General features: G+C 63.1%; 5 protein-coding genes. 4 read left to right on the plus strand and 1 reads right to left on the minus strand.

The window, feature by feature from the left end; all coding sequences use genetic code 11:
• Positions 1-205: 205 nt before the first annotated feature.
• From ACIQY3_RS29725 to ACIQY3_RS29740, 4 genes are read left to right on the plus strand one after another with little or no spacing between them, the layout of a single operon-like run.
• Positions 206-676, plus strand: a complete 471-nt coding sequence (locus ACIQY3_RS29725) for a (2Fe-2S)-binding protein (RefSeq protein WP_403027030.1) — start codon at positions 206-208, stop codon at positions 674-676.
• Entirely contained in the window at positions 673-3003 is a 2331-nt protein-coding gene (locus ACIQY3_RS29730; RefSeq protein WP_403027032.1) for a molybdopterin cofactor-binding domain-containing protein, read from the plus strand. Before ACIQY3_RS29725 ends, ACIQY3_RS29730 begins: the two co-directional genes overlap by 4 nt.
• Positions 3003-3986 (plus strand): XdhC family protein, encoded by a 984-nt coding sequence (locus tag ACIQY3_RS29735; RefSeq protein WP_403027035.1) that lies wholly within the window; start codon positions 3003-3005, stop codon positions 3984-3986. Before ACIQY3_RS29730 ends, ACIQY3_RS29735 begins: the two co-directional genes overlap by 1 nt.
• Positions 3983-4579: an NTP transferase domain-containing protein gene (locus ACIQY3_RS29740; RefSeq protein ID WP_403027037.1), complete on the plus strand. Its 597-nt coding sequence runs from the start codon at positions 3983-3985 to the stop codon at positions 4577-4579. Before ACIQY3_RS29735 ends, ACIQY3_RS29740 begins: the two co-directional genes overlap by 4 nt.
• A 175-nt stretch (positions 4580-4754) precedes the next feature.
• Here ACIQY3_RS29740 and ACIQY3_RS29745 read toward each other — a convergent pair.
• Positions 4755-6930: ribonuclease E (locus tag ACIQY3_RS29745; RefSeq protein ID WP_403027040.1), on the minus strand; the 2176-nt coding region annotated here is incomplete at its 5' end.

A 6930-nucleotide genomic window follows, 5' to 3' on the forward strand; every position in this document is an offset into this window, starting at 1 on the left:
TTCAATTGTGCAGGGCTTCTTTGTTAATGCTGGGTTAACTTATCCACCTAACGATGCAAGCATTTGCTCCACCAAAGGCCCGATGCAGACGTTCCCGTTTGCGTAAGAGAGCCCATTAGCCTGAGCCGATCTGCGTGAACCCACCGCTAACCCCCTGGCGGCAGATTGCTCGACCCCATAACCATGACAATATGCGGGCGTGCCCATGATTACCCTGAAGCTCAATGGTCAAGACCATCAACTCGACGTGACCGAGGATATGCCGCTGCTCTGGGCGATCCGCGACGTGGCCGGTTACAACGGTACTAAATTCGGCTGTGGCATGGGCCTGTGCGGCGCGTGCACCATCCATATCGACGGTTTGCCGGCGCGCAGTTGCATCACGCCGATTGGTTCGGTGGTCGGCCAGGACGTCCGCACCATCGACAACCTGCACGCTGATCCGGTCGGGCAAATCGTCCAGCAAGCCTGGCTCGACACCGCCGTGGCCCAGTGCGGTTTTTGCCAGGGCGGGCAGATCATGTCCGCCACCGCGTTGCTCAAGATCAATCCCAATCCGAGCGACGAGCAAATCGAAGAGGCGATGGTCGGCAATATTTGCCGTTGCGGCACTTACAACCGCATCAAGACCGCCATTCGCCAAGCCTCCACTCATCTGAAGGAGGCCAAGGCATGAGCCAGCTCCCGAATGATTTCGCCCTGAGCAATCTGAGTAACCTCAGCCGTCGCGGTTTTCTCAAAGGCGTTGGCGCCACCAGTGCGCTGGTGCTCGCCGCGAGTTGGGGGTGGCAAGACGCTTTCGCCGAAGACAAACCGAAGAAGTTCGGCGCCGACGGCATGCCCCACGGCTCGGTCGACGATCCGAAGGTCTACGTCAGCATTGCCGCCGACGGCACGGTGACGGTGGTCTGCAACCGTTCGGAAATGGGCCAGGGTGTGCGCACCAGCCTGAGCATGGTGGTGGCCGATGAACTGGACGCCGACTGGGCGCTGGTCAAAGTGCAGCAGGCGCCGGGTGACGAAGTGCGCTTCGGCAACCAGGACACCGACGGTTCGCGCAGCATGCGCCACTGGTACGAGCCGATGCGCCGCTGCGGTGCCGCCGCGCGGACCATGCTGGAACAGGCCGCGGCCGAGCAGTGGAAAGTGCCGGTTGGTGAGTGCCACGCCCAGTTGCACAAAGTCATTCACCAACCTACCAAGCGCGAACTCGGTTACGGCGACTTGGCCGCTGCGGCCGGTGCGCTGGCGGTGCCGGCCCGTGACAGCCTGCGGCTCAAGCAGCCGTCGGAATTTCGCTACATCGGCAACGAGGGCGTGCGCGCCATCGACGGTGCCGACATCGTCAACGGTCGTGCGGTCTACGGTGCTGATGTGCATTTCGACGGCATGCTCTACGCAACCATCGCCCGTCCAGCGGTGTATGGCGGCAAGGTCAAATCCTTCGATGCCAGCGCGGCAATGAAAGTCCCCGGCGTGATCAAGGTCTTGCAGATTGAAAGCCGTCCGCTGCCGTCCGAGTTCCAGCCATTGGGTGGCGTGGCCGTGGTCGCCAGCAACACCTGGGCTGCGATCAAGGGCCGCGAAGCACTGAAAATCGAGTGGGATGATGGCCCCAACGCCAGTTACGACTCGATCGCCTACCGCAAGGAACTGGAAGCCGCCTCGCTCAAACCGGGCAAAGTGGTGCGCAATACCGGCGACATCGACAAGGCCCTGGCCAGCACCGGCAGCACCCTCGAAGCGTCCTATTATTTGCCGCACCTGGCGCAAGCGCCGATGGAGCCGATGGTCGCCATCGCCCGGTTCAAGGATGGCGTGTGCGAAGCCTGGGCGCCGAGTCAGGCGCCGCAAGTTACCCGCGAACGGATTGGCGAACGCCTCGGCCTGCCATTCGATAACGTCACCTTCAACGTGACCTTGCTGGGCGGCGGTTTCGGGCGCAAGTCCAAACCGGACTTCGTTATCGAAGCCGCCATCCTCGCCAAGGAATTCCCTGGCAAGGCTGTGCGAGTGCAGTGGACCCGTGAAGACGACATTCATTGTTCCTACTTCCACACCGTGTCCGCCGAATACCTGAAGGCCAGCCTCGACAAGGACGGTTTGCCCTCCGGTTGGTTACACCGCACCGTGGCGCCGAGCATCACCGCGCTGTTCGCCCCGGGCATGAACCACGAAGCGGCGTTCGAGTTGGGCATGGGCTTTACCAACATGGCCTACGCGATCCCCAATGTGCGCCTGGAAAACCCGGAAGCGACGGTTCACACCCGGGTCGGCTGGTATCGCTCGGTGTCGAACATTCCCCATGGGTTTGCGATTCAGACGTTCGTTGACGAATTGGCCCACAAGGCCGGGGAGGATCCGCTCAAGTACCAGATTAAGTTGCTCGGCCCGGACCGTCAGATCGATCCGCGCACCTTGAGTGAAGAGTGGAACTATGGCGAATCACCCGAACGTTACCCGATCGATACCGCGCGCCTGCGCACGGTGCTGGAAACCGCCGCCAAAGCTGCCGGTTGGGGCCGCCAGTTGCCCAAGGGCCGAGGCCTGGGGCTGGCGGTGCATTACAGCTTCGTCACCTATGTGGCGGCGGTGATCGAGGTTGAAGTCAAAGACGACGGCACCTTGATTGTGCACAAGGCCGATATCGCCGTGGATTGCGGTCCACAGATCAACCCCGAGCGGATTCGCTCGCAGTTCGAAGGCGCCTGCGTCATGGGCCTGGGCAACGCGGTGCTCGGTGAGATCAGCTTCAAGGACGGCAAGGTCCAGCAGGACAATTTCCACATGTACGAAGTGGCGCGCATGTCCCTGGCGCCGAAAGAAGTCGCGGTGCATCTGGTCACGCCGCCGGGCGATGTGCCGTTGGGCGGGGTCGGTGAGCCGGGCGTACCGCCGATTGCGCCGGCGCTGTGCAACGCGATCTTCGCGGCTACCGGCAAGCGCATCCGCAGCCTGCCGGTCCGCTTTCAACTGCAGGGCTGGCAGAAGGCGGACGCCTGATGGACAGCGTCGATCTGAACGTCCTGCGCAGCGTACTCGACTGGCGCCGCGCCGGTCAGCGGGTGGTGTTGTACAGCGTGGTCCAGACCTGGGGCACCGCGCCCCGGGCACCTGGCGCCATGTTGGCGTTGCGTGAGGACGGCGTGGTGATCGGCTCGGTGTCGGGCGGTTGTGTCGAGGATGATCTGATCGCGCGGCTGCACGATGGCCGCATCCCGGCCGACGGGCCGCCGGTGCAATTGATCACCTACGGCGTTACCCGCGAGGAGGCGGCGCGATTCGGCTTGCCCTGCGGCGGCACCTTGCGCCTGACCGAGGAGCGGGTCGGTGATCCTGCGTGGGTCGCTGAGTTGCTGGTCCGTTGCGAAGCCCACGAAATCGTCGCCCGTTCGCTGGATCTCGCGTCCGGTGACGTGGTTTTGCAACCGGCGCACAAGACCGATGTGCTGAGTTTTGACGGCAACACCTTGCGCGCGATCTATGGCCCGCGCTGGCGCTTGTTGCTGATCGGCGCCGGGCAATTGTCGCGCTATGTCGCGGAAATGGCGCGGTTGCTGGATTTCGAAGTGTTGATCTGCGATCCGCGCACTGAGTTCGTCTACGGTTGGGAAGAGCAGCACGGCCGCTTCGTGCCGGGCATGCCCGACGAAGCCGTGCTGAATATCCAGACCGATGAACGCACCGCCATCGTCGCCCTGACCCACGATCCACGACTGGATGACATGGCGCTGCTCACCGCGCTCGATTCCAAGGCGTTTTACGTCGGCGCACTCGGTTCGCGGGTCAACAGCCTGAAGCGCCGGGACAACCTGGCTCAGCTAGGCTTGTCAGAACAGGCTATCGAGCGGCTGCACGGCCCGATCGGTCTGCACATCGGCAGCCACACCCCGGCGGAAATCGCCTTGTCGTTGCTGGCCGAAATCGTGGCGATCAAGAACGGCGTCGAGCTGAAGCAGAAGAAGCCGTTGCGGGAGGGCGTATGAGCGAACCCATCGGCGTCATTGTGCTGGCGGCGGGGCAGGGCAGTCGTTTTCAACAGGTTGCCGGTGCGGAAAAGGATAAGTTACTGGCCGACTGCGCCGGTCGCGACGGTGCGGTGCGCTCGGTGATCGAGCAGGTGTTGGTGAATCTGCCCGCGAACCTTGAGAAGCGCGTATTGGTGACCACCGAGGATCGTCCCCAGGTGATTCGCATGGCCCAGGCTTATGGTTACGAGGTTGTACTGATCGAGTCCACTGGCATGGGCGACAGCATTGCGGCGGGTGTGGCGGCTTGTTCGCAGCTCAGTGGCTGGTTGATTGTTTTGGGGGATATGCCGTTCATGCTGCCGTCGAGTATCGAGCGAGTGGTGGCGGGGATTGCGGACGATTGCATCAGCGTGCCAGTGCACGAGGGCGAGTTCGGGCATCCGGTGGGATTTGGCCGGCGCTTTGGGCCGGGGTTGATGGGGCTGTCCGGTGATCGTGGGGCGAAGCCGTTGTTTGCCCAAACGCGAGTGGTCGAGGTGGCGGTGGATGATCCCGGTGTGTTGTGGGATGTGGATGTGCCTGAGAAGTTGATCTACCCATCGGCATAGATCCCGTGTGGGAGCGGGCTTGCTCGCGAATGCGGTGGGTCAGCCTGCATGAATGTTGAATGTTAGACCGCTTTCGCGAGCAAGCCCGCTCCCACAGCGGATTGCGCTGAGGTTAACGGGCATAAAAAAAGCCCCGCCTGGATCACCAGGCGGGGCTTTTTAGTGGCCGATGGAATCAGACGAGGGGTTTAGGCTCGTGTTCTTTTTCCAGGGCTTCTTCGTGTTGCTGTACCGCTTCCTGAACGGAGCGTGGCGCTTCGTCGATCACGGATTCAACCGGCTCGGCAGCGACTTCAGCGGCCGGGGCAGGAGCTGCCTCAACGACTTCAGCCACAACCGGTGCTGGCTCGGCAACAGCCGGTGCAGCAGCGGCAGCCAGTTCGGCTTCTTTCTGCAGACGCTCGGCTTCACGCTTGCGGCGACGCACTTCCCGTGGGTCGTTCGGCGCACGGCCATTTTCGGTCAGGGCGCTGACTGGGGCGGCTTCGACCACTGGTGCAGCCACTTCGGCGACAACCGGGGTTTCAACGACCGGAGCAGGTTCGGCAGCAACAATCACTGGCTCGGACACTGGCTCGGAGACCAACGCTTGCGCAACCGGAGCTTCAACGACTGGCGCTGGCGCTTCGATAACCGGCTCGGCGGCTACTGGCTCGGCAACAACCGGCTCGGCAACCCAGTTGAACGCGGTTTGCTCTTCACGCACTTCGCGGACCGCTTCGGTCACGGTTTCGGACGAGGTTTCCGCAACCACTGGCTCGGCGATGAAAGCAGGCTCGGCAGCAGCTTGAACTTCAGGCTGTGCTTCACGAACCGGCGCTACTTCAACTTCCGGAGCGGCTGTGGCTTCTACCGGAGTCGTCGCTTCAACAACCGGCGCTTCTACTGCAGTTTCCTGAACAGCAGCAGTGGCGCGTTCGGCTTGCTCGTGAGCCTGTGCTTCAGCAGGAGCGCTGATCACGGTGCTGGCAACGGCTGCGGTAACAGCCAGGCCGGCGGCCAGATCGGCAGCGCTTGGCGCTTCGTTGGTTTCGCTGGCTTCGCTACCTTCGGCGGACTCGGATTCTTCCGAACCTTCGATCACATTGCCGTTGGCATCACGTTGACGCTCGCGACGGTTGCTGCGACGACGCTGGCCACGGGAGCGGCGGCGTGGACGATCGCCTTCGGCGCCTTCCTGACCGTCTTCCTGTTGCTGCTCTTCGTTGGTCAGCAGTTCTTCTTCGGACGCGGCGGCAGCCTGTTCGGCACGTGGCTGACGCTCTTCACGCGGTGGGCGTGGCGCGCGTTCTTCGCGTGGCTGACGGGCTGGACGCTCTTCAGTGGTCGCAGCAACGGCAGCGGCAGCGGCTGGTGCAGCAGGAGCGGCATCCAGTGGCTCGCGCAGTTCACGTACCGGACGCTCTTCGCGGTCGCCACGTGGCTTGCGGTCTTCGCGTGGAGCGCGCGGTGCACGTTCTTCACGCGGGGCGCGTGGTGCGCGTTCTTCGCGAGCAACTACCGGGGTAGTGGTGGTCTCTTCACGAGCTTCGCGTGGTTGACGCTCTTCGCGTGGCTCACGTGGTGCGCGTTCTTCACGCGGTGCACGTTCCTCACGAGGCTTGCGTTCTTCATCACGGCGACCGTTACGGTTGCGGCTTTGCTGACGACCGTTGCGACGCTCTTCGTTACGGGCCGGACGCTCGGTGGTCGCAGGTTTTTCAACCACAACCGGGGCGGCTGGCTCTTCCTTGGTGGCGAACAGGCTGACCAGCGACTTCACCAGGCCTTTGAACAGGCTTGGCTCTGGCGCGGCGGCCGGTGCAGCAACCGGGGCGGCAGCAACGACTTCGGTCGGCACCGGCGCGTTGGCGCGGGCCGGCGCAGTCTTGACCGCGGCTTCCTGGCGAACCAGGGTGCGGGTCGCGGCGGCTGGCTGGACTTCTTCCACTTCGGCAGCGGCAGCAGCGATTTCGTAGCTGGACTGGTTGATGTGGGCTTCCGGGCTGTCATCACGCAGACGCTGAACTTCGAAGTGCGGCGTTTCGAGGTGATCGTTCGGCAGGATGACGATGCGGGCACGGGTGCGCAGTTCGATCTTGGTGATCGAGTTGCGTTTTTCGTTGAGCAGGAACGCAGCCACCGGGATCGGCACTTGTGCGCGAACTTCGGCGGTGCGGTCTTTCAGGGCTTCTTCTTCGATCAGGCGCAGGATCGCCAGCGACAACGATTCAACGTCGCGGATGATGCCGGTGCCGTTGCAACGCGGGCAAACGATGCCGCTGCTTTCGCCCAGCGATGGACGCAGGCGCTGACGGGACATTTCCAGCAGGCCGAAGCGCGAGATGCGACCGACTTGCACGCGAGCGCGG

It is taken from the genome of Pseudomonas sp. NPDC096950 (genome assembly GCF_044762525.1).
GTDB lineage: Bacteria > Pseudomonadota > Gammaproteobacteria > Pseudomonadales > Pseudomonadaceae > Aquipseudomonas.